The sequence below is a fragment of the Haloarchaeobius sp. HME9146 genome (genome assembly GCF_025399835.1).
In the GTDB taxonomy this organism is placed as follows: Archaea; Halobacteriota; Halobacteria; order Halobacteriales; family Natrialbaceae; genus Haloarchaeobius.
In genome coordinates this window covers 2454087-2473879 of the sequence record NZ_JAODVR010000001.1, presented here as the reverse complement: position 1 = coordinate 2473879, position 19793 = coordinate 2454087, and the positions used below count along the sequence as shown (strand labels likewise).

General features: G+C 65.7%; 24 protein-coding genes. 9 read left to right on the top strand and 15 right to left on the bottom strand.

Going from position 1 to position 19793, the window contains the following annotated elements; all coding sequences use genetic code 11:
• Window positions 1–71 precede the first annotated feature (71 nt).
• Window positions 72–509: a hypothetical protein gene (locus tag N6C22_RS12875; protein ID WP_261651516.1), complete on the top strand. Its 438-nt coding sequence runs from the start codon at window positions 72–74 to the stop codon at window positions 507–509.
• A gap of 172 nt (window positions 510–681) precedes the next feature.
• Here N6C22_RS12875 and hflX read toward each other — a convergent pair whose 3' ends face one another.
• On the bottom strand, window positions 682–1974 hold the full coding sequence (gene hflX / locus N6C22_RS12870) for a GTPase HflX (protein ID WP_261651515.1): 1293 nt from the start codon (window positions 1972–1974) through the stop codon (window positions 682–684).
• Window positions 1975–2259: 285 nt separating this feature from the next.
• Between hflX and N6C22_RS12865 the strand changes: the two genes are divergently transcribed.
• Complete coding sequence (locus tag N6C22_RS12865) at window positions 2260–2580, top strand: FUN14 domain-containing protein (RefSeq protein ID WP_261651514.1); 321 nt, start codon at window positions 2260–2262, stop codon at window positions 2578–2580.
• Window positions 2581–2635: 55 nt separating this feature from the next.
• On the opposite strand, the gene N6C22_RS12860 is transcribed toward N6C22_RS12865, so the two are convergent.
• The 8 genes from N6C22_RS12860 to N6C22_RS12825 form a co-directional block, all read right to left on the bottom strand.
• Complete coding sequence (locus N6C22_RS12860; RefSeq protein ID WP_261651513.1) at window positions 2636–3361, bottom strand: ribosome assembly factor SBDS; 726 nt, start codon at window positions 3359–3361, stop codon at window positions 2636–2638.
• Window positions 3362–3415: 54 nt separating this feature from the next.
• A complete protein-coding gene (gene psmA / locus N6C22_RS12855) occupies window positions 3416–4189 on the bottom strand; it encodes an archaeal proteasome endopeptidase complex subunit alpha (protein WP_261651512.1) in 774 nt (257 codons plus the stop codon).
• A 6-nt stretch (window positions 4190–4195) separates the two neighbouring features.
• A complete protein-coding gene (locus N6C22_RS12850) occupies window positions 4196–4675 on the bottom strand; it encodes an Rpp14/Pop5 family protein (protein ID WP_261651511.1) in 480 nt (159 codons plus the stop codon).
• A gap of 13 nt (window positions 4676–4688) precedes the next feature.
• Complete coding sequence (locus tag N6C22_RS12845) at window positions 4689–5315, bottom strand: class I SAM-dependent methyltransferase (RefSeq protein WP_261651510.1); 627 nt, start codon at window positions 5313–5315, stop codon at window positions 4689–4691.
• Window positions 5299–6003: an RNase P subunit p30 family protein gene (locus N6C22_RS12840; RefSeq protein ID WP_261651509.1), complete on the bottom strand. Its 705-nt coding sequence runs from the start codon at window positions 6001–6003 to the stop codon at window positions 5299–5301. Before N6C22_RS12840 ends, N6C22_RS12845 begins: the two co-directional genes overlap by 17 nt.
• 83 nt (window positions 6004–6086) lie before the next feature.
• Window positions 6087–6521 (bottom strand): RNA-binding protein, encoded by a 435-nt coding sequence (locus N6C22_RS12835; RefSeq protein ID WP_261651508.1) that lies wholly within the window; start codon window positions 6519–6521, stop codon window positions 6087–6089.
• A 12-nt stretch (window positions 6522–6533) separates the two neighbouring features.
• Window positions 6534–6737: a DUF1918 domain-containing protein gene (locus N6C22_RS12830; protein ID WP_261651507.1), complete on the bottom strand. Its 204-nt coding sequence runs from the start codon at window positions 6735–6737 to the stop codon at window positions 6534–6536.
• A 72-nt stretch (window positions 6738–6809) separates the two neighbouring features.
• Window positions 6810–7502 carry a type 1 glutamine amidotransferase domain-containing protein gene (locus N6C22_RS12825; protein WP_261651506.1) on the bottom strand — a complete coding sequence of 231 codons (693 nt, stop codon included), beginning with the start codon at window positions 7500–7502 and terminating at the stop codon, window positions 6810–6812.
• A 190-nt stretch (window positions 7503–7692) separates the two neighbouring features.
• On the opposite strand from N6C22_RS12825, the gene N6C22_RS12820 reads away from it, so the two are divergent.
• Window positions 7693–8250 carry an NUDIX domain-containing protein gene (locus N6C22_RS12820; RefSeq protein WP_303647502.1) on the top strand — a complete coding sequence of 186 codons (558 nt, stop codon included), beginning with the start codon at window positions 7693–7695 and terminating at the stop codon, window positions 8248–8250.
• 33 nt (window positions 8251–8283) lie between these two features.
• Here the strand turns inward: N6C22_RS12820 and N6C22_RS12815 are convergent, their stop codons facing one another.
• Window positions 8284–9333, bottom strand: a complete 1050-nt coding sequence (locus N6C22_RS12815; protein ID WP_261651504.1) for a hypothetical protein — start codon at window positions 9331–9333, stop codon at window positions 8284–8286.
• Window positions 9334–9588: 255 nt separating this feature from the next.
• Between N6C22_RS12815 and N6C22_RS12810 the strand changes: the two genes are divergently transcribed.
• The gene (locus N6C22_RS12810; protein ID WP_261651503.1) at window positions 9589–10056 is read left to right on the top strand and encodes a GNAT family N-acetyltransferase; all 468 of its coding nucleotides are present in this window, start codon (window positions 9589–9591) and stop codon (window positions 10054–10056) included.
• Between the two features lie 13 nt (window positions 10057–10069).
• Here the strand turns inward: N6C22_RS12810 and N6C22_RS12805 are convergent, their stop codons facing one another.
• The 3 genes from N6C22_RS12805 to pyrB all read right to left on the bottom strand — a co-directional run bounded on the left by N6C22_RS12805 (window position 10070) and on the right by pyrB (window position 12562).
• Window positions 10070–10900, bottom strand: a complete 831-nt coding sequence (locus N6C22_RS12805) for a hypothetical protein (protein WP_261651502.1) — start codon at window positions 10898–10900, stop codon at window positions 10070–10072.
• A 280-nt stretch (window positions 10901–11180) separates the two neighbouring features.
• Window positions 11181–11648, bottom strand: a complete 468-nt coding sequence (pyrI, locus tag N6C22_RS12800) for an aspartate carbamoyltransferase regulatory subunit (RefSeq protein ID WP_261651501.1) — start codon at window positions 11646–11648, stop codon at window positions 11181–11183.
• Complete coding sequence (gene pyrB, locus N6C22_RS12795) at window positions 11645–12562, bottom strand: aspartate carbamoyltransferase (protein WP_261651500.1); 918 nt, start codon at window positions 12560–12562, stop codon at window positions 11645–11647. The genes pyrI and pyrB overlap by 4 nt, the downstream gene beginning before the upstream one ends.
• A gap of 114 nt (window positions 12563–12676) precedes the next feature.
• On the opposite strand from pyrB, the gene N6C22_RS12790 reads away from it, so the two are divergent.
• From N6C22_RS12790 to N6C22_RS12780, 3 genes are all read left to right on the top strand, one after another.
• The gene (locus N6C22_RS12790) at window positions 12677–13324 is read left to right on the top strand and encodes a P-loop NTPase (RefSeq protein WP_261651499.1); all 648 of its coding nucleotides are present in this window, start codon (window positions 12677–12679) and stop codon (window positions 13322–13324) included.
• 25 nt (window positions 13325–13349) lie between these two features.
• On the top strand, window positions 13350–13976 hold the full coding sequence (locus tag N6C22_RS12785; protein WP_261651498.1) for a transcriptional regulator: 627 nt from the start codon (window positions 13350–13352) through the stop codon (window positions 13974–13976).
• Between the two features lie 189 nt (window positions 13977–14165).
• On the top strand, window positions 14166–15398 hold the full coding sequence (locus N6C22_RS12780; RefSeq protein WP_261651497.1) for a digeranylgeranylglycerophospholipid reductase: 1233 nt from the start codon (window positions 14166–14168) through the stop codon (window positions 15396–15398).
• A 182-nt stretch (window positions 15399–15580) separates the two neighbouring features.
• Here N6C22_RS12780 and N6C22_RS12775 read toward each other — a convergent pair whose 3' ends face one another.
• The gene (locus tag N6C22_RS12775) at window positions 15581–16549 is read right to left on the bottom strand and encodes a peptidylprolyl isomerase (RefSeq protein WP_261651496.1); all 969 of its coding nucleotides are present in this window, start codon (window positions 16547–16549) and stop codon (window positions 15581–15583) included.
• An 87-nt stretch (window positions 16550–16636) separates the two neighbouring features.
• Here N6C22_RS12775 and cyaB point away from each other — a divergent pair, with 87 nt between their 5' ends.
• Both cyaB and N6C22_RS12765 read left to right on the top strand, forming a co-directional pair.
• Entirely contained in the window at window positions 16637–17239 is a 603-nt protein-coding gene (gene cyaB / locus N6C22_RS12770; RefSeq protein ID WP_261651495.1) for a class IV adenylate cyclase, read from the top strand.
• Between the two features lie 161 nt (window positions 17240–17400).
• Window positions 17401–18621, top strand: coding sequence for a methionine adenosyltransferase (locus N6C22_RS12765; protein ID WP_261651494.1), 1221 nt, complete (start codon window positions 17401–17403; stop codon window positions 18619–18621).
• Window positions 18622–18633: 12 nt separating this feature from the next.
• Here N6C22_RS12765 and N6C22_RS21080 read toward each other — a convergent pair whose 3' ends face one another.
• The gene (locus tag N6C22_RS21080) at window positions 18634–19791 is read right to left on the bottom strand and encodes a response regulator (RefSeq protein WP_303647501.1); all 1158 of its coding nucleotides are present in this window, start codon (window positions 19789–19791) and stop codon (window positions 18634–18636) included.
• Window positions 19792–19793 lie beyond the last annotated feature (2 nt).

Sequence of the window (19793 nt, the reverse complement as noted above, 5' to 3'; positions counted from 1 at the left end):
GGACCGACTTGCCGGTCACTGACCCAGTCCCCACCCGAGGAACTACCTGTTTTCAGACAAAACGGGAGACCATGCGACGACGTGCCCTCCTCTGCAGCCTTGGCGCGACGGCCACAGCGGCCCTCGCAGGCTGTTCGACGTCCGACAGTGACGACGCCGCGACCCTGGACCGTCTCCTCCTGCGGTCGGACACCGGCCAGGCCGAACAGGTGTCCCTGACCCTCGTGTACGCGCCGCGGGACGGCTCCACCGAGCGCCCGATCTGGGGCACGTTCGAGGCACCGGCAGCCGGGGACCCCCGGCCCATCGACGACTTCGAGGGTGCCCCCGGCTTCTACAGCCTGACCGCCACGTCGGAGAGACACCACAATCAGGCGGTCATCTCGTTCAACTCCCACGGCGGGGCCGTCGGGGCCGGCCCGCTTCAGTTCGAGGTGGTCGTCCAGGAGAGCGGGGACGTATGGGCGAACCTGAACGAGGCAGGTGAGGATATCTCGATACCGGGATAGAAACGGGCGCGCTGGCCGCTCACTCCTCGGTGAACGTCGCCAGCACGGCCTGTGGGGCACCCGACCGGGAGAACACCGTCACCAGGTCTCCGTATTCTCGGAACGTGGCTTCGCCTCCGACGTGCTGGAGACGTTCGGCACAGAAGAGAGTCCTGCGTCCGGTTCGCCCGGGCTACTGCACCGGCGTGGAGAGCTCGGCCGCCCGCGACCGCGCCTTCTCGACGACGGCGGGCCGTGCCTCGAAGTCCACCAGCACGTCCTCATCGCCGTAATTCACCTCCTCGACGTTCGCGTTGTCGTGGATCCACGAGACCACGCTCATCGTGTCGTCGGTCATCGGCAACACGAGGCGCTCGCGCTCCCAGTCGGGGAGTTCCTGTACGATGCGCTCTCTGAGTTCGTCGATGTTGAGGTTCTCCTGCCCGGAGACCGCGACCGGGTTCGGGGCGAGCGCGGAGAGTGCCTCGCGCTTCTCGGCGAGTTCCGCCTCGTCGACCTTGTCTATCTTGTTCAGCACCGTGACGATTGGAGCCTCGTTTCGCTCGTACAGCGTGTCGTGGCTCGTCACGAGCTTCTCGCGGATCTCGTCGATGGGTTCGGAGACGTCCACGACGAGGAGGACGAGATCGGCGCGGTAGACGGAGTCAAGGGTGGACTTGAACGACTCGACCAGCCAGTGCGGCAGGTTCGAGATGAACCCGACGGTGTCGGTCAGCAACACGTCGCGGGTGTCGAGGTCCATCCGGCGCGTGGTCGTCCCGAGCGTGGTGAACAGCCGGTCCTCGGACTCGGCCGTCGCGTCGAGGTCCGGGTGGAGGTCCTCGTTCTCGTCCACGTCGAGGTCCGCCGCCATCTGGCGCATCAGCGTGGACTTCCCGGCGTTGGTGTAGCCCGCCAGTGCGACGAGGTCGAAGCCTGCCTCGTGGCGGCGCTCGCGGCGCTTCTCCTCGGTCTGCTCGATGCGTTTCAGCTCGTCCCGGATGCGGCTGATCTGGTCCTTGATGTCCTGCTCGCGGCTCTCGTCGTACTCACCCAGGCCCATGAAGCCGGGGTGCTCGTCGCGCTTGGCGAGGCTGGTCTTGGCCTCGGCACGCGGGAGTTCGTACCTGAGTTCCGCGAGTTCGACCTGGAGCTGTGCCTTCCGGGTCTGGGCACGCTGGCCGAATATCTCCAGGATGAGCGTGAAGCGGTCCATGACCTCACACCCCTCGGGGAGCTTCTGGCCGAGGTTGTACGTCTGGTACGGGCCCAGCCGGTTGTCGAAGATGACCACCGCGGCGTCCTTTCGATGGGCCAGTTCGGCCAGTTCGTCCGCCTTCCCCTCGCCGAACTGGAGGCCGGGGTCGGCCTTCCGTGACTGGGTCAGTTCACCGACGACCTCGTAGCCGGCGGCGCGTGCGAGCTCTCGTATCTCGCTGACGTCTGCGATTCCTGAATCGACGCGTTTGGCGATGAGTGCCTTCATGAGAAGTATCCGGCGTTGTAACTGCTGTCCCTCCGGCTTCCGGTCGCTCCGACCGGGACGACACCCGGTCGGCGGGCGATGTCAACCCCGCCGGTCCTGCACCTCTGTCGGTCGGTTCGCTATCATACTCGCCTATACCCGCCCGGCCCTCTTGAATCTCTTGCCACGCGTTCTAGCAATTCGAGGGTTCTTGCCACATGTCACTCGGAAAACCCCCCGCAGTGACGGGGAACGGTGGAATTTCTCGCCAAAAGACTTATTCGAAAGTAGAGTGGCCTTACGTGTATGCTACCCCTGGAGCTGAATCCGCAGCAACTCGGCCTCGAGTTCGGCTCGGGTGCCGTCATCGGTGCGCTCATCGGATTCGCTGCGAAGAAGATAGCGAAGATCATCGCCATCCTGGTCGGACTGGAGATGGCGCTGTTCAAATTCCTCGAATCGAAGGGCTACATCACGGTCAAGTGGGACGAACTGTCCGGCGGGATCCTCAGTGCAGCGCAGGACACCCAGGAGATCCAGGCCGGCTGGATCGAACCGATCCTCTCGACCCTGTCGGTCGGTGCGGGCTTCACCGGCGGCTTCCTCGTCGGCTTCAAGAAGGGATAGTTCGGCCTTTTGCTACTGTTTCTGTTCCGGCCTCACCGGCGAGTGACGACGCCAGCTACCGCGTGCTGATGTCGTCCTCGTCTTTGATGATGCGCGTCTCGGCCTCACCGCTGGTCATGTCGTTGACCATGTCGTAGAAGTCGTTCTGCATCCCGGCGGGGAAGGTGACGACGCCGACCCACGAGCCGTCGTTCTGCCACTCCTCGCGTTCGAGGTCGCCGTAGTTCCGGACCTTCGCCTGCGTGCTGCCCGCGTAGTCCGCGGGGACGTGGACCGCGATGGTCACCTCGTCGAACCGGATGGGGATGACCGGGCGCAGGGCGTCGAGGGCGTCGTCGACCTGGCTCTCTACCGGCTCCATCGGGTCGACCTGGAAGCCCGCCTGCTCCAGCGCCGACTCGATTCGGTCCGGCGGATGGGGCGCGTTGTCCATCTGCGGGTTGACCGCGTTCCGGGCGATCTTCTGGACGAGCTGTTTGCGCTTCTGTTCTTGCATCTCGCGGCGCTGCTCGGCCGTGATCTGGATCTCCCCGCGCTTGATGACCTCGGGGATGATGGCCATCGGGTCTGTGGTCTCGAACACCTTCTCCAGGTCGCTCTCGGCGGGGCGGTCGCCGCGCGAGGCGTCCTCGAACACGTCTTCGGCAGCGATGACGTCCTCGAGTTCACCCTCGAACTCGCCGCGCTTGATGGCCAGCGCGGCGTCGGGGTCGACGAGGACCTCGAAGCGCGCACCGTGGCTCTCAAGTCGCGCCGTCACCGCTTCGTCAAGTGAAATCATACGCGAAACTTACGCGGTGTGGTTAAAAAGGTGTTTCCCGAACAGGGAGTCGGGTTACTCCTCGGTCGTCTCGTCGCCGGCGTCCTCGTCTTCCTCGGGCGCGAGCAGCTCGAGGTCGGTGAGGTACTCCTCGACCTCGTCGTCGGTGAGCGAGACGAACGTCTCGGATTCGACGTCGACCGTCGCCATCCCGATGCTCTCGGGACGCAGTCCGTCCTCGTTCACCTCGCCGAGCGCGCGCAGGGCGAGTTCGATGCCGCCGTCGAGGTCGGCGTCGTCGTCGTAGTTCGTCTCGAGGTATTCCTGGATATCGCCGCGGTCCGCGCCGACAGCGAGGGCCTTCCACTCGTAGGGCGTCCCGGAGGGGTCGGTCTCGAACAGGCGCGGCTCGCCGTTCTCGATGCCGCCGATGATGAGCGCGACACCGAACGGGCGGGCACCACCGACCTGCGTGTACTGCTGGATGTGGTCGGTGACGTCCTTCGTCAGCGTCTCGACCCCGATGGGCTCGCCGTAGCGCAGCTGGTTGACCTGCGAATCACGGCGGGCGAAGTCGATGAGCTGGCGGGCGTCGGCGACGTGGCCGGCGCTCGCGATACCCACGTGGTCGTCGGCCTTGTGGATCTTCTCGACGCTACTGCGCTCCATCAGCGGGGAGCGGATGCGCTTGTCCACGCAGAGGACGACCCCCTCGTTCGTTCGAACCCCGATACTGGCGGTGCCCCGCTTGACGGCCTCGCGGGCGTACTCGACCTGGTAGAGGCGACCGTCCGGGGAGAAGATGGTGATACCCCGGTCGTACGCCTGCTGTGACGCTTGTCCCTGCATTGTAGATCACTGGAAATCGAGGTTCGTCGCGCCGATGTACTCGCCGTTGACGCGCACATCGAGAACGGAATCTCGCTCGATAGCGGCCCGGTCGTCGTGCTCGAACGCGACGGTTCTCTGTCTCGGACCTTCCGACGGGCGTCCTAAATACTTTTCTTCACAGGCGCGTATGGTGCCGGAGATTCCACGGACGTGAAGGCCACAGTCCGCGCCGTTGATGCTCGCGATACAGGCGAGTGATGCCCGCGCCGTCTCGGTGTGGCCGTGGCGGGCCCGGACGATGGCCTCGCCGGTCCCGTCCTCGAAGTGGAACTGGATGACGGTGAGGTCGGCGTCGGCGCTCCCCACGTCGCCGACGAGGTTCTGGGCGGCGTACCACAGCTCGCGCTGGAAGTCGCCACGACCGAACGAGGCGTCCGGGGTGGACTCGATGCCGACGGCGAGGTACCGGCGCTTCGGTCTGAGGGCCTTTGGAAGGTGTTTCATCGGTCCTCGAACCTCACCGGTCTACGTCGACCCGTTCGCCGACGAGGACGCCGACCTGGTCGTGGACCGGTTCGACCGCGGTCAGCACGAACCCGGCGTCGGTGAAGGCGTCGGCGAGGTGGCCGACCGTCGAGGGGTCGTCGACCTCGGGGGAGTAGAACGGCTCGTCGGGGTTGGGTTCGCCGAAGAACATCACGTCCCCGAGGACGAACTTGCGCGGGCAGAGGTCGGCGATGACCTGGATGGCCTCGCGCTTCTCCTCGTCGGAGAGGTGGTGCATGGCGAAGTTCGAGACGACCACGTCGACCTGTCCGTCGTAGTCCGGTTCGCGGAAGGTCCCCTGCCCGAACTCGACGTTGTCGAGTCCGGCGTCGTCGGCCTTCTCGCGAGCCTGCTCCAGCATGCCCTCGCTGATGTCGCGGCCGACGACGGTCTTCGCGTACTCGGCGAGCGAGAGGCCGATGGCACCGGTGCCACAGCCCAGGTCGAGCACGGTGTCCTCGGTCGTCAGGTCCTCTTTCGCGTGGTCGAGGACGAACGAGACGCAGGCCTTGTACTCGTCTGTCTGGTTGACTTCGTCGTCGTACCGGCCGGCCATCTCGTCGAAGCGGGCGGCGTGGTCCTCAATCGGTCTCTTCATACCGGCCTCTACGCACCCCGGGTTCGATGAAAGCGTCGGACTCGCGCTCGCGGTTCCGGGTCGCGAGTCGCCCCCACTCGCGCAGGCCGTCGGCGACCTGCTCGCGGTCGAACCCGATTGCCTCGCCGAGCGCGACGAGCTCTCGCGACGCTCGCAGTTCCAGGTGCGAGCGGGGGTCACCACTCACGACGTAGGGGGCGTCGTACTTCTCGACCAGTTCCCGCAGTTTCCGCAGCGACTGGAAGCTCTGGACGCGCTGCCCGCCGGTCTTGCGGAGCACGTCGCGGAGATTGAACTCGATGCGAACCCCGTTTTCGGCGGCGGCCTTGGCGAGGACGTGGTTGAAGTCGCCCCGGTCGCGCATCGGGTGACAGAGCACGTCGATGCGGTCCTGTTCGACGGCGAACCGGTTCAGGGGCTTCGACCCGCCGTGCATGAGCAAGAGCGTGTACTGGCGGCGGTAGTTCCCGATGTAGCCCGACGCCTGGTTCTGGTCGTCGGCGCGGATCTCGAGGCCGGGGACCACGTCGATGTCGTACGCCTCGGCGATGCGCTCGGCGTCGTAGTCGGCGCGAGCGTCACCGTGGTTGCGGACGACGATGCCGTCGTACCCGTACTCGGCGGCGGTGTGGGCGAACCGGGCGACTGTCGTCTCACCGTCGGGGTGGGCGTGGACGGCCTCGTACATGGAAAATCCTCCCGCCAGCAGGCACCTTACGCTTCCGATTCGGGAAGCGGTCGCAGCGGTGCGGGGCTGCGGCGGTGCCAGCGTTACTGCTCGCGCAGCGACTCCAGCGTCTCGCGGGCGTTCTTCACGGCCGCTTCCTTCTTCGCGGGGTAGGCCTCCACCTTCGCCCGGAAGGTGATACCCTCGCCGAGGCCGGTCTCGCCGGAGAAGGCGGCCTGCTTGTCGAGTCGCAAGAACAGCTCGCAGTTGTCGGTCACGCGGTCGTCGAGTTCCCCGATGACCGACTCGATGTCGTCCAGTTCCGCCACTCGCGCCAGGACGTGACGGACGTCGTCGGCGTTCTCGACCCGCGCGGAGAGCACGACGATGCGGTCGCCGTGGTGTCCTTCGTTGACCATGCGGTCGACCTCGTACTCCTCCGGGAGGTAGTAGCGCAGGGCGTCCTCGACGCGCTTCTCGTCTTCGGTGGCGTAACAGAACGCACGCAGGTCGACGTAGTGGAACGGAACCTTCGGCATCTGAAAATCCGCTTATTCTTCGTCGTCTTCGTCGTCGTCCGCGGCGGCCTCGAGCTGGTCCTCCGGGATGCCCTGCTCCTGGCCGTCCTCGAACGCGATGGTGTACGTGGCGTCACCGAACATGGTCTCCATGACCTGGGTGATCTTGCCGGTCTGGCCGTCGTACTCGCTGTGCTTGTCGTGCAGGACGACGCGGTCGTCTTCCTCGAAGCTCATACCTCGGCGTACCCACGGACCGATTAAAAAGGGACTGATTCGTGTCCGGTCGGACGACAGGCAGCTTCGAGCTCAGGCCGGCGTCTCGATACTGAGCGCTTCGAGCAGCGTCCGTGCCGCCTCCGACGAGGACCCGGGACCGCGAGCCGTCACGAGGTCGCCGTCGACCGTGACGCTCGTCTCGCTGTCGAGTTCGGCGTCCCAGTTGCCACCGGCGGCGACGACCTCGTCCTCCACCCAGTACGGGAGCTTGCGCCCGTCGTGCAGTCGGTCGTACTCGTCGACGATGTCCGCCTCCCAGGCGTTCGGGAAGCCGGTCACGTCGCGGCCCGCGACGAGGAACTCGCCCGACTCCTCACGGGTGAACGCGAGCAGCCCAACGGCGTGACAGACCACGAGGGCGACTCCATCCTCATCGGCCACCGCGTCCCGGAGGAGCCGCCGCGCGTCGCTGTCCTGGTTCACGTCCCACTCGGTGCCGTGCCCGCCGGGGAAGACGACCGCGTCGTAGTCCGCGGCGTCCTCGCCTGCGACCGGGACCGGGTCGTTCAGGCGCTCGTCGGTCTCGTCTATCTCTCGATAGCGTTCGACCTGCTCCTCGCCCACGTCGTCGGGGTCCAGCGAGACCTCGTCGACGACCGGCGGCTCGCCCGTCGGTGTCGCGACCGTCACGTCGACGCCCGCCTCGTCGAGCGTCGTGAGCGGTTCGATACATTCCTCGGCCCAGTAGCCTTCCTCGCTGACGACGAACAGTGCGTTGGTCATTGCACCCGCCGGTAGCGCCGTCCCGCGGGTAAACCCCGTGGCGGGAGTCGGCTGTGCCGCGTCCGAAGGATTCTCCCGTGTCGAAGCGATTTTGCTCCTCGATACGATACATCATCGCAATGATTCACGTCGCTATCCAGTCTCTCTCTCGTATCGTCACCGACCGACCGCCCTCGGCCGGGTCGGCGTGATGCCCGTCGACGACCTCTGGTACCTGGCCCACGAGGCCGACCAACACGGCCAACAGATGTACCACGAGCTCCGCGAGCGCCACGACGACCCGATGGAAGTGACCCGCACCCGGTACGTCTCGCGCCGCCGGTTCCGCACCCTCGCCGAGCGAACCAACGAGACCGGCGCGCCATACGGGGCGCACACCATCGTCTACCGCCCTGACGGGTCACTTCTGCTGGTCCGCCACGAGGGCGTCGACCTCTGGGTCCTGCCCGGTGGCGGCGTCGACGACGCAGAGAACTACCGCGAGGCCGCGGAACGCGAACTCGCCGAGGAGGCCGGTATCGAGGCCAGCTACGACGGACTCGCCATCCTCACGAAACTCCGGCTCGTCTCGGGCGAGCAGTCGATGTGTGCCGTCCTGCCGGTGTACGCCGCCCAGGCCGAGACGACGGAGACGGAGATCGCGGACCCTGACGACGAAATCTCGAAAGCAGGGTGGTTCCACCACCTCCCCGACGACACCCGCGACCGCGAGGACCTCGTCGCGTGGCGGAGACAGCAGTTCTCCTGACGACGACGGGCCTGCTCGGTTGCCCGCCGACTGTCACTCGACCGCCTCGCGCACCTTGATGATGTACAGGTCGCCCTGGTAGCGGACGTAAACAGCCCCACCTCGCGGCGGCTGTTCACGGATCCAGAGGGACGCAGCATACAGTCCGTTCGGCACTGCCTCCCTGTTGACGTCGACGTGTACGTATCCGTCCTCGATGACCGAGACGAGGAACTCCCGGGTTGCGGGCTCGGTCGGCGTGCTGTCGTTCAACGGCACCACGAGGTGGTCGAGGTGGTCGTCGGCGAACGCCTCGTGCGAGTCGGCAACCGGCACGAGGTCGTAGCGGACGTCGAAGACGGTGACACGGAGCGCTTCCTCCTGCCGGGCCAGATACAGGTCACCGTCGTAGCGGACGTAGTTGACGGAGCCGTCGACGAGTTGCGACTCCTCGGAGGCGTTCGACCGTGGTGCACGCCAGGTGGCCTCCCCAATCGAGGTACCATGCCGCCGTCTTCGTTCGTCGGGAAGGACCTGCACGAAGAGGGTCTGGTCGTACGACGACAGGTTGGCGAAGTCGACGGCCTCCTCGGTCGCCGTCTCGTACTGGTCTTCGTCCCTGTCGTTCTGCAGCGGGCCCTCGGTGTACAGCCGGTACCCGTCCGTCTCCGCCTCCGCGGTCACCGTCCTGTCGATTCGGTAGTACGTGCCATTGTCGCGGATGTACGTCCCATCGTCGAGGGTTCTGTCCCGGGGACCGTCGTCGACGGTGGAACCTGCGGGGACGACGGTCACGGTGGTGGCGTTCCCGTCGGCGAACAGGTCGTCTACCAGTTGCGTCTCGTAGCCGGGGATGTCTCGACTCTGGACGTGCTCACGGGCGAGTGATGCCTCGTCGACCGACTCGGCGGTGAACTGGAAGCCGTGGTAGTAGCCATCGTCGGTCGTTCGGCTCGCGGTACCGGTCGTCACCGTCGACTCGGTGGGGCTGTCAGTCGTCTCGACGGTCAGCGGCTCTCGCGTCGGCTGGACGTCGGCGAAGCCGCTACACCCCGAGAGGACGAGGATGAACACGACGAGTAGGGACCGAAATCGGAGGGCCATGGTCGGTCGAGGAAACTCCGGAGGTCGGTAAATGCTTTCTCCCGGAGAGGTCCACCCGTCACGGGGTGGCTGATTCGGGGTGAGCCATTCACAAACCAGAGATACGCTTTTGTATCTGTTCCACCGATATGACGACAGGATGACCCTCTTCTGAGCGAGTGACCGGGTACCACATCCCCGTCACTCTGTCGTCTCGCACCACTCGCCAGCCACGTCGCTGTCGACCTCGACAGCACCAGCCGACCACGAACACAGATGCAAGTACGCCAGGCAACACCAGCCGACCAGCCACGAATCGCACAGGACCTCCTCGTGCCCGCCTACGAGGCGGCCGAGGACCGAGAACCCGAGTACAGCAACCTCACCGACCAGGCCCGGACCGACCCCGCCATCGACTACTGGCTCGACGACGAGGACCGCGTCCTGTTCGTCGCCGAGATCGACGACGGAGAGCTCGTCGGGAACGTCTCCGGCGCGGTCTCGCCGACGCCACCAATCTACGACCGGCCTCCTGCGGTCTACTGCGACGGCCTTTTCGTGAAACCCGAGTACCGACGGGAGGGCGTGGCCACCGACCTGCTCGACCGACTCGTCGACTGGGGGCGCGAGCGCGACTGCGCGTTCTTCTCGCTCTCGGTCCACGTCGACAACGAGGGAGCCCGAGAGTTCTTCGAGGAGTACGGGATGGCCCAGCAGTACCACTCGATGCGGATGCCGGTCTGAAAGGAAGAAGGCGCTACTCGAAGTCGCCGAAGGACTTCCCGTCCTGCGAGTCCGCCTTCATCCGGCGGATGGCCGCACTGGCCTGGCTCGCGTCGTAGCCGAAGTACACGTCCTCGGCGTAGGCGTCGGCGACCTCGGTCGCGTGGATGAGGTTGTCGAGGTCCACATCGACAGCATAGAGCTCGATGGAGAACGGCTTCGAGAGGGCGTCCTGGAACCCCGACGCGATGACCTCCAGCCAGTACGTCGTCGAGTACGCCATGTCGTAGAGCGGAACGACGAACTCGTCGACGTACTCGGCGAGCGCGTCGAGGTCGAGGCCGGCGCGCTCGTACAGGTGGCCCGGGTACGGGTCGGGGTAGAGCGTGAAGTAGGTCTTGCCCGGGATGCGCTCCGTGGCCTCGGCGACGAACTCGGTGATGACGCTCGCGCGCCAGTCGAAGCGGTCCTCGTACTCGCTTTGCTCGAAGGCCTCGTTGCAGTGCTCGCAGTAGCAGTACTCCTGTCGCGGGAATCCCACGTCGTCGAGGCGGATGTCCCCGTTCACGGCGGCACAGTCCTCGATCATCTCCAGCAGGCCCTCCCGGTAGCGCTCGCGGGAGGGGCAGATGTAGCCCCAGTCGAAGTACGTCCGCTCTCGCGTCGCTTTCTCACCCTCGTCGCTCACCGGGACGAGGTCGGGTTTGGCCTCGCCGGCGGCGGTGTCGCCGAAACAGGAGACCATGTTCACGGCCTCGGCGACCGGTTCGACCGCGCGCCCGGTCACGTCCTTGACCTCGTAGAATGCCCGGTCGAACTCCGACCAGTCGAGCTCCGGTTCGTTCCGCGTGACGACGCCGTACATACCTGTCGCTGGGGAACGAGCATGGGTACGTGTTTCGAAAAACGGAGGGGCTGTTCGAGTGGCTACTCTTCGACGTCGTAGTCGACTTCGACGGCGGTGCCGGACCCACCGGCGACCATCTTGTAGACGAGGACAGCTGCGACCAGGGCGAGTACGAGTTTGAACTTCTTCGACATGGTAATTGGTTCGTCCGGTGACTATTTAGTCCTTTCTGGCGAGTCTTGCTTTCGTGGTGTGGGATGCCGTATCGAAAGGGGCCCACAAGTCCTGCCGAACCGTATCAGTCGGTGTGGATGTGCGAGGCGATGTCCTCGCGGACGATGGTCTCGCAGTAGCCACAGCGAACGCCGTCGCGCAGCACCTCGAACTCGGTGTCGACCGGCTCCTTCGCGTTCGTGATGCAGTTGTGGTTCGGACACGAGAGCACGCCCGAGACGGACTCGGGGCGCGAGACGCGGTGCTTCTCGACGACCTCGTAGTCGCGGACGATGTTGATGGTCGCGTCGGGCGCGATGAGCGAGAGCACGTCCACCTCGTCCTGGCTGAGCTCGCGGCCTTCGACCTTCACGACGTCCTTCGTCGCCAGCGTCCCCGATGGGACGTTCATCCCGATGGACACCTGCTCGCCGCTGGTCCCCTTGATGCCGAGGATGGCCAGCACGTTGAGTGCCTGGCCGCCGCGGACGTGGTCGATGACGGTACCGTTACGTATCTTCGAGACGCGGAGTTCTTTCTCGGTGTCGCTCATCGGTCTTCCTCCTCCAGCAGCAGGTCGAGCAGTGCCATGCGGACGGGCACCCCGTTGTGAGCCTGTTCGAAGTAGTTCGCGTAGCGCGTGCCGTCGATGTCCGGCGCGATCTCGTCGACGCGGGGCAGCGGGTGCATCACCGACAGCTCGTCGTCGGCCGCCTCCAGCGTCTCGGCGTCGATCTGGTACTCCCCGGCCACCTTGTGGTACTCGTTCTCGTCGGGGAAGCGCTCGCGCTGGATGCGCGTGACGTAGAGCACGTCGAGTTCGGGCAGGATGGCGTCGAGTTCCGTGTGTTCGCGGACGTTCGCACCCGCCTCGTGCAGGTCGAAGCGGACCGAGCGCGGCAGTTTGAGGGATTCGGGCGCGATGAAGTGCTGGTTCGCGTCGAAGTTCGTCAGCGCGTTCGCGAGGGAGTGAACCGTTCGACCGTACTTCAGGTCGCCCATGATGCCGATGGTCAGGTCGTCCAGCCCGGCGTTCTCGCGGATGGTGTAGAGGTCGAGCAGTGTCTGTGTCGGGTGGTGGCCCGCGCCGTCACCGGCGTTGACCAGCGGGACGTCGACGAACTCGCTCGCCATCTTCGCCGCCCCCATCAGCGGGTGTCGGAGCACGAGCGCGTCGGCGTACCCCTCGACCACGCGCATCGTGTCCGCCAGCGACTCCCCTTTCTTGACCGACGACGACTCGACGGGGCCCATGTCGACCACGTCGCCGCCGAGTCGTTTCATCGCCGCCTCGAAGCTCATCTTCGTCCGGGTGCTCGGCTCGAAGAAGCACAACCCGAGGAGTTTCCCGGTGTGACGCTCCCCGTACGCGGCCGGGTTCTCGTCGACCTCGGCTGCGTGGTCGAGCACCGTCTCGATGTCCTCCCGCGTGAGCTGTTTCGCGGTGAGCAGGTGGTCGTGACGCATTAGATTGATGACCTCGGCCACGCACCTTGAACCTCACTGTTCGTCGTCGGTGGTGGGCAACACTGGTCGCCCGACGACCGACGGTTCAAGTACGAAACCGCGGCCACACACGGCATGCTCGCAATCGCCGGTGGCAAGGGCGGCGTCGGGAAGACCACCACGACGCTCGCACTGGCCGCCACCCTGGGGAACGAACGCCGGCCGGTCCGGGTCGTCGACGTGGACTGTGACATGCCCGACCTGCACACGCTGGCCGGCTGCGACCGTGAACCGACGCTGGCCGCAGTCCGCGACGGTGGACCACTGGCGGACCAGGAAGTCCGGTCGTATCCGGGTGTGCGGCTGGTCGGTGCGCCTGCGCGGTCGGGATGCGCCGGAGCTGGCCGGTTCGACGTCGTCGCCGCCCTCCGAACCCTGGACGACGGCGACCGGCTCACCACCCTTGTGGACACGCCCGGCGGTGCCGGTCCACCTGCCGTCGACCCACTCCGGGCAGCCGAAGCGACGGTTCTGGTCAGCGACAGCACTCAGCAGTCACTGCTCGACGCCGCCAAGACCGCGGCGATGGCACGCCAACTCGACACGAGAGTCGTCGGTGTGGTCCTCACCCGGACCCAGGCCGCACCGTCTGGAGTGGCCGATCTCCTCGACACACCGGTGCTTGCGACCGTTCCGTCGGCCCGCCGTCCCCTGAACTCGACGGCGGTCTGGTCAGCCTACGACACAGCGGCTCAACGCCTGAGCACGCAAACAATTATTTAGGTGGCGGCTGCTAACCGAGGTGTAGATGGCCGGACGGCTTGAGACTGGTATCGACGTGCTCGACCGGAAGCTCAACGGCGGGTTGCCTCCGGGGGCTATCGTGGCGTTCACCGTGGATCCTGCGAGCCAATCCGAGCTACTGCTGTACGAGCTCACGGCCGCCCGCGGCACGCTGTACCTGACCACCGAGCGCTCGGACCAGGCGGTCCGGGACGCCATCGAGAACACCAACGCACCCGTCGGGAGCCCGACGGTGCGCGACATCTCGGGGTCGGAGCCGCTCGACCAGGCCAACCGCCTCATCCGGGCGCTCCCGGAGGGGGCCAACCTCATCATCGACACGGCCGACGTGCTCGAACGCGGCGACCGGAACCGCTACCGGAGCTTCATGACCGAGCTCCAGACCCACATGGTCAACACCGGCTCCATCGCGTTCTTGCACTGCCTGAACGGCCACCACATCCCGACGAACCGGGACACGACGAAACACATGGCCGACGTGGTGTTCGACCTCACCACACAGGTTCGCGGGACCGAACTGGAGAACCGGCTCTCGGTGCCGAAGTTCCGCGGCGGGCAGGCGCTCACCGAGACGGTCAAACTCGAACTCGCGGACCAGGTCGCCATCGACACCTCGCGCGACATCGCGTGAGGCGTCGACAGATTCGCTCGAACCCCGCTTCAACCGCGGTTTCTCCCCGTTAATCCGGTGAACGACGGTGACATTCCTGCAGGAGGTCCCCCCAGAAACACCAGTAGTCCAAATCAGAACAAATTACATGGATGGTTCAGAATGGGTGGGTAACGCGCAATCGTCCGTCGCGATGATGCCTACTCTACCATGACTGAAACATACGATGTGGTTATCGCCGGTGCGGGCCCTGCTGGAGGGCAGGCGGCACGAGACCTCGCCTCCCGAGGATACGACGTAGTCGTACTCGAGACGGAGGAGGAGGACGAGTTCCCGAGCAGAAGCAACAAATCGACGGCCGGGACCTTCCCGTCCACCATGGCTTCGTTCGGTATCCCCGACGATGTCGTGATGAACTTCACCGACGACGTGGTTCTGGAATCACCGAGCCACCACTACCGCCGGCACCAGCCCGGTGCCGTCCTCGAGTTCGCCGACTTCAAGAACTGGCTGGTCGACGAGGCCGAAGCCGACGGGGCCGAGTACTGGTTCGACGCGCGCGTCTCCAAGCCCATCACCGAGGGCGGCGAGATCGTCGGCGTCCAGTACAACGGCGACGAGGAGGTGTACGGTGACATCATCATCGACGCGACCGGGCCGAGCGCCCCGCTCGCGAAGGCGCTCGACGTCTGCAACCTCAGGCGCGGGAAGCAGGCCATCGGTATCGAGTTCGAGTACGAGGGCATGAACATCGACGCCGGCGGCTACGCCGACCTGACGGACGCGATGATGCTCCGCCTCGACCACGACATCGCCCCCGGCGGCTACTCGTGGATCTTCCACACCGGCGCGGACACCGCGAAGGTCGGGGTCTGTTACCTCCAGAACGAGAGCCACCGCCAGAACTCGAAGTCCGGGTACACCATCGACGACTACCTCCAGTACTGGGTGGACATGGACCCGCGATTCGAGAACGCGACCCGCAAGGAGGGTATCCAGCACCGGGGCTCCGCTCACATCCAGCTCCCCGACCGCATGAGCACGGACAACTTCATGGCCATCGGCGACACCGTCCCGACCGTCGACCCGCTCTGGGGCGAGGGCATCGACAAGTGCATGCGCTCGGGTCGGGCCGCCGCGGCGACGGCCGACCGGGTGCTCACCCACAGTGAACGCGACACGTCCGCGTCCGAACTCGCCGTCTACGACCAGCTCTGGCACGAACGCGTCGCGCCGAAGGTGAAGACCCGCCTGTTCATGACCGAGATGCTGTACCGCGTCTCAAACGACCGCTACGACGAACTGATGCGGGACATCCTCGCCCTGTCCGAGGACCGACTCGAGTCCGTGAACAAGGGCGACCTTGGGGCGATAATCCGCATGATGAAGCTCGAAGACGTCACCACCCTCGCGCGGACCGCGAAGGACTGGTTCCGGAACTGAGCGACCGGCCCGCACGGTCCCCAGTGTAGCTCTCTCTCCTGCTTCCGTACGGTCTGCACCATCGAGCGGTCAGCGACCCGAACGGTCGTCGTCACGGTGGTGAATCGACGGGAATGCAACCCCGGCACCGCGGAAGACACCTGCGGCTCCCGGGCGTGAAAAATCGAAGAACTGTCGCCAGCTTACTCTTCGTCGAGGTCGGCTTCGATGTCCTCGGCGTCGATGTCGGCTTCCTCGAGGGCTGCCTCGATGTCGGCTGCGTCGGCACCGCCTGCGCCGCCTGCGCCGCCCATCATGCCACCCATGCCGCCCATCATACCGCCCATCCCACCGTCGATGGTCTCCTGGACGATGACGCGGTCGATGTCGAGGTGCTGCATGAGCTGCTGTGCGACCTGCTGCTTGCCGAACATCCACTGCTGGTTCATCTGCAGCTGCGGGTCGGACTCGATGTAGAGCGTCTCCTTCTCGACCGTCTCGGTCTCGAACTCGGGCTCTGCGTCCTCGTCGTCGGACTCGACGGGGACCTCCTCTTCGACCTCGTCGGTCTCGAACCACATGTCGAGGTCGACGTCGAAGAACATGTGCATCAGGCCCTGGGCCTTCTCGACGCGGTCCTCGACGACCTCGCTGATCTCGTAGTCGTACTCGAGGTCCTCACCGGCGAGCGGGTGGTTGAAGTCGACGCGGGCGCGGCCACCGATGATGGTGTTGATGTAGCCCTGCTCGCCGTCGACCTGGACCTGTGCGCCGGGGCGGCGGGAGTCCTCGGGGATCTTCTCCGCGCTGACGGTGCGGACCTGGGAGTCGTCGTACTCGCCGAAGGCTTCGGCGGCGGGGATGGTGACGTGACCGGAGTCACCGACCTCCTTGCCGCGAATCTCGTCCTCGACGGCCGCGAACATGTGGCCCTCGCCGAGCACGATGACGCGGGGCTCGAAGGGACGACCCTCGTCGTCGACACCCTCTTCCTCGGCGACTTCCGGGTCGGTCGTGTCGACCAGCTGGTCGCTCTCGGCGGTTCGGGCGGTGTAGTTGAGCTTGACGAAGGCTCCGTCCTGGAGTCCTGTTGCCTCTTCTTCCTCTGTCGCTTCTTCCTCACTCACTTCTTCCTCAGCGTCGGCCAGTTCGGCCTCTTGATCATCGGTCATACGTTATCCGTCTCACGGTCAGCATTTAAGAACCACGTTTCTGACCCAACGGCCACGCTTTTGTCCACCCTGATTCTCGGTACGGCCATGTACGAGGTGGAAGTGAAGGTCCGGGCCGACCACGGTCCGGTCCGGGAGCGACTGGCCGAGCACGAGGCCGTCCCGGTCGATGCGGTCGTCCAGGAGGACGTGTACTACGACGCGCCGCATCGCGACTTCGCGGCGACCGACGAGGCCCTTCGCATCCGGCGCGAGGCGAGCATCGACCCCGACGCGACCGACTCGGTCGCGGCCGCCGTCGACAGCGTCCCGTCGGCCGAGTTCGACGCGCACGTCACCTACAAGGGCCCGCTCGTCGAGGCAGAATCGAAGACCAGAGAGGAGTTCGAGACGCTGGTCGCGGCGGGCGAGACGATGGACGAGATACTCTCACGGCTTGGCTTCGAACCGGCCGCGACCGTCCGCAAGCGCCGCGAACGCTTCGCCCTCGATGGGTACACCGTCACGCTGGACGCGGTCGAGGGCCTCGGCGAGTACGTCGAGTGCGAGGTCGAGACCGACGAGGAGTCGGTCGAGGACGCCCGTGAGGGCGCGTTCGAGGTACTCCGGTCGCTCGGGCTGGACCCCGACGACCAGATTCGGACGTCGTATCTGGGCCTGTTGCTCGCTGGCGAGGCGACGTCGGAGTGAGTCTCGTGGAAACGAAAGGATTCGGGGCGTCGAGTCGTGGAGATTGTGAGTCGACGCGCCGGTGAGTGTCGAAAACACAACCAGAGATATTACTACGAGACATATTTTGCCGGGTGCCTGTTTTCGCAAGTTATAGAACCCGTCATGGTCAACTCCGGGTAATGACAGAGCGCAATATTCGCGTCGAGCCCATCGACAGGCTCGCGGTCGAAGACCAGGAGGTCGAGATCGTCGAGCGAAAAGGCATCGGCCACCCCGACTCTATCTGTGACGGTATCGCGGAAGCGGTCTCGCAGTCACTCGCCCAGATATACCTCGACCGCGTCGGCCGGGTCCTCCACTACAACACCGACGAGACGCAACTCGTCGCCGGCACCGCCGCACCCGCCTTCGGCGGCGGCGAAGTCATCGAGCCGATCTATCTCCTCATCGTCGGTCGCGCCACCAAGCACTACGTGGACGAAGAGGGCACCGAGTACAACATCCCGGCCGAGACCGTCGCCCTCAAAGCGGCCCGCCGGTACCTCAATGAGCACTTCCCGGAACTGGAGTTCGGCACCGACATCGTCGTCGACGTGAAGCTCGGCGAGGGCTCGGGCGACCTCCAGACCGTCTTCGGCGAGGACGGTGCGGCCGTCCCGATGGCCAACGACACCTCCTTCGGCGTCGGCCACGCGCCCAACACGGAGACCGAGCAGATCGTCCTCGACGCCGAGCGCCGCCTCAACGGCGAGTACCACGACGAGAACCCGGCCATCGGCCAGGACGTGAAGATCATGGGCAAGCGCGAAGGCGACCACATCGACATCACGGTCGCTGCCGCTATGGTCGACAAGTACGTCGAGGACCTCGACGACTACATCGAGCAGGTCGAGTCCATCCGTGACTACGTCACCGAGGTCGCCGCCGAGCACACCGACCGCGAGGTCGACGTGCACGTCAACACCGCTGACAACTATGACGAGGGTGCCATCTACCTCACGACGACCGGCACCTCCGCCGAGCAGGGCGACGACGGGTCGGTCGGCCGCGGCAACCGCGCGAACGGCCTCATCACGCCGAACCGCTCCATGTCCATGGAGGCCACGTCGGGGAAGAACCCGGTCAACCACATCGGGAAGATCTACAACCTCCTCAGCACTGAGATCGCCGAGAGCGTCGTGAGCGAGGTCGACGGAATCCGCGACCTGCGCATCCGCCTGCTCTCCCAGATCGGCCGCCCCATCGACCAGCCCCACGTCGCCGACGCCCACGTCGTCACCGAAGAGGGCGTCGAGCTCGGCGACATCGAGGGCGACGTGTCGGCCATCATCGACCGCGAACTCGCCAACGTGACCGACATCACCCGTCGCGTCATCGACGGCGAACTGACGACGTTCTGAATCCGGACCGACCTACGCGCGGTACGCGAGTACCGCGACGATATCCTTCTCAGGGTCGACCACTTCGACCCGGCATTCGACCGCCGTGGTCGTCCCCGATTCGGCTTGCAGCGTCACGGGCGCGTCCTGAGTGTGACCGGTCTCTCGGGCTCGGTCCACGAGGGCGACGAGTTCGTCGCCGAGCGCCGAGAGCGGGAGGGAAAGCAGCGTCTCCCGCGAGTGCCGGACGAGTGTCAGGAACTCGTTGTTCGCACCGGTTATCGCATCGCCCTCGGCGAGCATCGCGCCCATCTCGTGGGCCTGCAGGACCCGTTCTGCGACGGTCTCCTCGCTCACGGCGACGTAGTCGGTCATATCGCTGATGACGCAGACGTGGCCGCCGCCCGCCATGTGGGCCATCGAGAGGTCCTTCGGGAAGCGAGAGCCGTCGCGGCGGACGCCCGTTACGCTCCCGCGCCAGTCGCCGGATTCCGCGAGCTGGGGCATGATCTCGCTGCTGAACACCTCGACCTCCTCGTCGGTCGAGAGGACCTCCCACGTCTCTCCGATGAGTTCAGGCACGTCGTATCCGTGCATGGCGGCGTACGCCTCGTTCATGTAGATGTACCTGCCGTCGTCGTCGAGGACCGCGATCCCCTCGCGGGCGGCCTCGATGGCCTGGACGCGGAGCCGGAGCGCCGCCTCCGTCTGCCGTTTGTCGACCAGGGTCTGGACGCGGGTCACCAGCAGCGCGAACTGGTCTGGGCCGCCCTTCTGGAGGTAGTCACTCACGCCTTCCGAGATGGCCGTGCTGGCGATCTCCTCGCTGCCTTTCCCCGTGAACAGGACGAAGGGCAGCGAGTCGTCCCGCCGCCGGACGGCCGCGAGGAAGCTGAGGCCGTCCATCTCCGGCATGTCGAAGTCGCTCACGATGCAGTGGACATCACGGCTTTCGAGGATGGCGAGGCCGTCGCTCGCGCTCGTGGCCGTGACGGTCACGATTTCGTCGGCCTCCCGCTCGAGGAAGGCCGCCGTCGCGTCGACCATCCCCGGGTCGTCGTCGACGACGAGGACGGTCGCTGGGCCGGCGTCGTCACCGAGGCCGACTGTTGGCCGCACGTCGAGCCCCGGGGTGTGACCTCCCTCCTGGTCGGTCCTGGAGACCTCTTCGACGGGGTCCTGCGGGGACATCT

Coding starts and splice junctions, on each gene's coding strand:
- psmA (WP_261651512.1), bottom strand. CDS start 4,189: ATGCAGGGACAAGCGTCACAGCAGGCGTACGACCGGGGTATCACCATC.
- N6C22_RS12780 (WP_261651497.1), top strand. CDS start 14,166: ATGACTGAAACATACGATGTGGTTATCGCCGGTGCGGGCCCTGCTGGA.
- N6C22_RS12835 (WP_261651508.1), bottom strand. CDS start 6,521: ATGCCGAAGGTTCCGTTCCACTACGTCGACCTGCGTGCGTTCTGTTAC.
- N6C22_RS12815 (WP_261651504.1), bottom strand. CDS start 9,333: ATGGCCCTCCGATTTCGGTCCCTACTCGTCGTGTTCATCCTCGTCCTC.
- N6C22_RS12840 (WP_261651509.1), bottom strand. CDS start 6,003: ATGTACGAGGCCGTCCACGCCCACCCCGACGGTGAGACGACAGTCGCC.
- N6C22_RS12865 (WP_261651514.1), top strand. CDS start 2,260: ATGCTACCCCTGGAGCTGAATCCGCAGCAACTCGGCCTCGAGTTCGGC.
- N6C22_RS12850 (WP_261651511.1), bottom strand. CDS start 4,675: ATGAAACACCTTCCAAAGGCCCTCAGACCGAAGCGCCGGTACCTCGCC.
- N6C22_RS12845 (WP_261651510.1), bottom strand. CDS start 5,315: ATGAAGAGACCGATTGAGGACCACGCCGCCCGCTTCGACGAGATGGCC.
- N6C22_RS12825 (WP_261651506.1), bottom strand. CDS start 7,502: ATGACCAACGCACTGTTCGTCGTCAGCGAGGAAGGCTACTGGGCCGAG.
- N6C22_RS12820 (WP_303647502.1), top strand. CDS start 7,693: ATGCCCGTCGACGACCTCTGGTACCTGGCCCACGAGGCCGACCAACAC.
- N6C22_RS12765 (WP_261651494.1), top strand. CDS start 17,401: ATGACAGAGCGCAATATTCGCGTCGAGCCCATCGACAGGCTCGCGGTC.
- N6C22_RS12805 (WP_261651502.1), bottom strand. CDS start 10,900: ATGTACGGCGTCGTCACGCGGAACGAACCGGAGCTCGACTGGTCGGAG.
- cyaB (WP_261651495.1), top strand. CDS start 16,637: ATGTACGAGGTGGAAGTGAAGGTCCGGGCCGACCACGGTCCGGTCCGG.
- N6C22_RS21080 (WP_303647501.1), bottom strand. CDS start 19,791: ATGTCCCCGCAGGACCCCGTCGAAGAGGTCTCCAGGACCGACCAGGAG.
- N6C22_RS12785 (WP_261651498.1), top strand. CDS start 13,350: ATGGCCGGACGGCTTGAGACTGGTATCGACGTGCTCGACCGGAAGCTC.
- pyrI (WP_261651501.1), bottom strand. CDS start 11,648: ATGAGCGACACCGAGAAAGAACTCCGCGTCTCGAAGATACGTAACGGT.
- N6C22_RS12860 (WP_261651513.1), bottom strand. CDS start 3,361: ATGATTTCACTTGACGAAGCGGTGACGGCGCGACTTGAGAGCCACGGT.
- N6C22_RS12875 (WP_261651516.1), top strand. CDS start 72: ATGCGACGACGTGCCCTCCTCTGCAGCCTTGGCGCGACGGCCACAGCG.
- hflX (WP_261651515.1), bottom strand. CDS start 1,974: ATGAAGGCACTCATCGCCAAACGCGTCGATTCAGGAATCGCAGACGTC.
- N6C22_RS12775 (WP_261651496.1), bottom strand. CDS start 16,549: ATGACCGATGATCAAGAGGCCGAACTGGCCGACGCTGAGGAAGAAGTG.
- pyrB (WP_261651500.1), bottom strand. CDS start 12,562: ATGCGTCACGACCACCTGCTCACCGCGAAACAGCTCACGCGGGAGGAC.
- N6C22_RS12790 (WP_261651499.1), top strand. CDS start 12,677: ATGCTCGCAATCGCCGGTGGCAAGGGCGGCGTCGGGAAGACCACCACG.
- N6C22_RS12810 (WP_261651503.1), top strand. CDS start 9,589: ATGCAAGTACGCCAGGCAACACCAGCCGACCAGCCACGAATCGCACAG.
- N6C22_RS12830 (WP_261651507.1), bottom strand. CDS start 6,737: ATGAGCTTCGAGGAAGACGACCGCGTCGTCCTGCACGACAAGCACAGC.